The sequence below is a fragment of the Mammaliicoccus fleurettii genome (assembly GCF_003970575.1).
GTDB classification, from domain to species: Bacteria; Bacillota; Bacilli; order Staphylococcales; family Staphylococcaceae; genus Mammaliicoccus; species Mammaliicoccus fleurettii.
Genome location: NZ_RXWZ01000230.1, coordinates 23,855 through 28,041, shown reverse-complemented (window position 1 = coordinate 28,041; position 4,187 = coordinate 23,855). Strand labels below are relative to the sequence as shown.

The 4,187-nt window shown below is 31.0% G+C and carries 3 protein-coding genes and 1 pseudogene; all 4 read right to left on the bottom strand.

Annotation, left to right across the window (positions count from 1 at the left end; translation table 11 throughout):
- Nucleotides 1-147: 147 nt before the first annotated feature.
- Complete coding sequence (locus tag CD129_RS12915; RefSeq protein WP_115337211.1) at nucleotides 148-378, bottom strand: hypothetical protein; 231 nt, start codon at nucleotides 376-378, stop codon at nucleotides 148-150.
- A gap of 15 nt (nucleotides 379-393) precedes the next feature.
- A complete protein-coding gene (gene manA / locus CD129_RS12910; RefSeq protein WP_115337210.1) occupies nucleotides 394-1,335 on the bottom strand; it encodes a mannose-6-phosphate isomerase, class I in 942 nt (313 codons plus the stop codon).
- A 178-nt stretch (nucleotides 1,336-1,513) separates the two neighbouring features.
- Complete coding sequence (locus CD129_RS12905; RefSeq protein ID WP_115337209.1) at nucleotides 1,514-3,049, bottom strand: AbgT family transporter; 1,536 nt, start codon at nucleotides 3,047-3,049, stop codon at nucleotides 1,514-1,516.
- Between the two features lie 635 nt (nucleotides 3,050-3,684).
- Nucleotides 3,685-3,921 (bottom strand): annotated as a pseudogene (locus tag CD129_RS12900) (transposase); the annotation flags it as partial.
- Nucleotides 3,922-4,187: the final 266 nt, after the last annotated feature.

Here is a 4,187-nt window from a genome sequence, read left to right as displayed (position 1 = left end):
CCCTATAATAGTATATTACTTTTAAAGATTAATAATTTAAAAATTAAATAAAATATAATACTTATAATAAATAGTTCAATTTAAACATATTCATACAAAAGCAGCTGACAAATTTACGTTTTGCCAACTGCTTTTTTTCCTATTAATTTAAAGAATTAATGATAGCCCTGCTAAAGTTGGCATCAAATTTACTAGGATGCCTCCTAACTTTAGACCAGCTGAAATCTCTTTATCTTTAACTGTAGAGATAGCTAAGATTAAGCCTATTAAAGCAATAATAAATGGTATTACTGGAGTAGGATATTTTGGCATTCCAAAGAATAATCCAAGTCCTGCTATAACAGCACAAGCTAATGATAAATATAAAAATTTCTTCATTTTAATTTCTCCATTCTAAACATAGCTAACGATAACTTCTAATTGTCCGTTAATATGATTATCTAAGTCATCAGCAGTCAAAATTAAATGATCGCCTTTAACAACTTCAAACACATTTCCATCTGTAATAATTTCTCCACTACCTTCAATGACACTAACTAAGCAATAATCTCTTGGTTTTCTAAAATTGAATGTCCCGTTAATTTGCCATTTAGCAACTGTAAAGAATTCGCTTTCCACTAGTAATATGCCTTTTTGTTCTTCATCATCGATTTTTTTAGGCGGTACATTCGGACTTTGAGATCCTACTGTAATAACGTCAATACTCTTATCTAAATGAAGTTCTCTTTTTTCACCATCTTGACCAATGCGATCATAGTCATAAATTCTATATGTTGTATCAGAATTTTGTTGTGTTTCCAAAATCATGATTCCGCTTCCTATAGCATGTACAGTGCCACTTGGAACATAAAAGAAATCCCCTGTTTCAACTTTGACACGTTTAAATAGATGATTCCAATCCTCATTCTTTATAAATTCTTCTAATTGTTGCTTTGTATTAGCATATGTACCATATATGATTTCTGCATCTTCTTTTGCATCAATGATATACCAGCATTCAGTCTTTCCAAACTCACCATTTTCATGTTCTGAGGCATATGTATCATCAGGATGTACTTGAACTGACAATTTATCATTAGCATCTAGAATTTTAGTAAGTAATGGAAACTTTTCTTCAGAAGGATTTCCGAAAAGCTCTGGGTGTTCTGACCAAACTTGGTCCAAAGTTTTACCTTCATACAAACCATTCGCAATTACATTTGGCCCATTCTGATGCGCAGATATTCCCCAACATTCACCAATTTGTCCATCTGGAAGGTTATATCCCATTTTTTCTAAATTTCTACCGCCCCATATGCGTTCTTTAAAGACAGGCTTTAACATTAACGGAGACATTCAATCATCCTTTTCTATTTGTTGTTATATATTATATAATGCTTATTTTTCATTTCAAATGATATAGATGTACCAATGAAGATTGTACCATACCGACAGTATTTTATGGAATACTCATCATACAAATATACATTAAATAGAATTATTATATCTAGCATTTAATTCTTTTGTAATAATCTTATTTATTAAAGTAAATATCTCCACCTGGTCCAAAAGGTATACCTAATAAGTACCAAATAATCATAAATATCGGCCAAATAATTGCCAAGACAATTGAATAAGGCATCAAACTAGAGATTAGCGTTCCTAATTTCATATTTTTATCATATTTTTGAGCATATGAAAGTAATAATGGTAGGTATGGCATCATAGGTGTTATTGGATTAGTAATAGAATCCCCTATTCGATATACCATCTGAGTGAATGCTGGATGGTACCCCAACAACATAAACATCGGTATAAAAATGGGTGCTAATATTGCCCATTTGGCGGAAGCACTGCCAATTAATAAATTAATTATACTACTCAATATAATAAATCCGATAATTAATACAACGCCATTCTGACCTTGTAGTAATTCAGCTCCTTTTACCGATATAACAATACCTAAGTTACTCCATTCCAAGTATGCCAGTAGTTGTGCAGCAAAGAAAACAATTACAATGAAGCTTCCCATAGTCGACATTGAGTCAGATAACATTTTACCTAAATCTTTAGTGTTTCCAATTTTTCCTGAAACAATGCCATAAACAAATCCTGGAACAAAAAAGACAACAAGAATAACAATTCCTACGCCATCCATTAAAGGAGATTTTTCAATTAAACTACCAGTATCAGAATTTCTTAACCATCCATTCTCAGGTATAGATAAAGCTAGTAATACTCCTATCACAATTAGAAAACTGATATTAGCAAATTTTAAAGCCTTTCTTTCTTTTGTAGTAATTTCATTATTTGATTCATCCTCATTTGAATCATCATTTGGATGATATGTACCGAGTCTTGGAATAACAATTTTCATACTTACATAATAAATTGCAGGAAGTAAAACAATTGTTGAAGCTGCAATAAAGTACCAGTTCATCGCCACATTTAAATTAATATCTTTATCAATTAATTCAGCTGCAGGTTTAGTAAATGCATATACTAATGCATCACTCATTCCTAAAGTTAAATTCGCTGCAAATGCCCCAAGTGCTGAGGCGTATGCCATGGCAAGTCCAGCTATTGGATGGTAACCTAACTTTATAAATACTAGTGCTGTTAAAGGTGGTAAAACCACTGGTGCAGCGTCTCCTGCAGCATTACCTATAATGCCTACAAATATAATAATAGGAACAATGATTTTTCTAGGTGCTTTTAGTACGACTTGAACCATTAACTTATCAAAATACCCTGACTTCTCAGCAACACCTATTCCTATCATTACAGCTAATACTAAGCCTAATGCTGGAAATTCAGAAAAATTTGTTATAGACTCGCTAATAATTTTCCCAAACCCTTCTCTAGAAATGAGACTTGTTACTTCTACAGTCTTCCCTGTTCCTGGATTCTCTACTTTGATATTAAATAATGAAATAAACCATGAAAGAAAAATTAATCCAGCACATAAAATGAAGAAAAGAATACTTGGATCAGGTAATCTATTACCTGCTTTTTCTATTAAATTCAGAAATTTATTAACAATAGACGTTTTTTGTTTTGTTTGGCTCATAAATTATCCTCCCATAACTAAATTAGAAATAGTATATCATAAATAAAACATTGATTTTTGAAATTTCTGATATTTTTTATAAATGTTATACTACTGCTACTTACAAGACTCTATTTACAACTAAATTAAGTGTAAATTTGACGTATCTTTTTTTTGAATTTACGTTGATAATCTATACTGATGACTTTATACTATAAACAGATGATAAGTTGTAATAAATGTACTTCATATTTGAAAAAACATCATGCAATTTATTATTAACTGTAAGAAGTCTTTATATATGATTATGAAATGGAACGGATGGGGTTACACACCCTAAAGCGATAAGCCTCCTGAAGCTTATCGCTTTTATTATTTTTACAATTAAAAAGTTAAAGGCTTAGACATAAATGTCCTATGACTAAAAGAGAATGGCACATAAATAATTTTAAAAAAATGAAATAAGATGTAGATTAAGTTAGGAGTTAATCGAAGAGTTCGGCTGAGTTGTAGATTAAGTCACTAGTTAATCGAAGAGTTGACCTAAGTTGTAGATTAAGTCACAAGTTAATCGAAGAGTTTTGCCAAGTTGTAGATTAAGTCACTAGTTAATCGAAGAGTTTTGCCAAGTTGTAGATTAAGTCACAAGTTAATCGAAGTCTTTCAATTCTTCTTCCAAAGAAAACAGATTGTGTATATGAATAGAGTATAATCTTTAACATTAATTTAGGATGATATGAGGATGCACCACGAGCGTGAGTAAATTCGTAGAATTCTTCATTAGGTATCGTTTCTACAATTTGATTTACAAAATACGCAATATCATTTTTTGGAATTAAAACTTCAATATCTAGTGGTAGCGTTAATTGAGACATGTTATAATTTTTATACATAAAGCACCTCGTTAATTTATTTTTTGTGGTTATTAATTAAATTATACGAAAGTGCTTTATTTTTTTGTATAAGAATGGATATTTTGTCACGATTTTGTAAAGTGCTGACGCCTGAGGGAATAGTATGCGTGAGAGACTACAGGCTAGAACCATACCCTAGGCAAGCATGCACGTACAAAATCGTAGATTTTATAAATAAAGAAAAAAGAGCTAATCCGAAAATATGGATTAGCTCTTTTTATTTGAGAATGGGTATTTATGTGCCA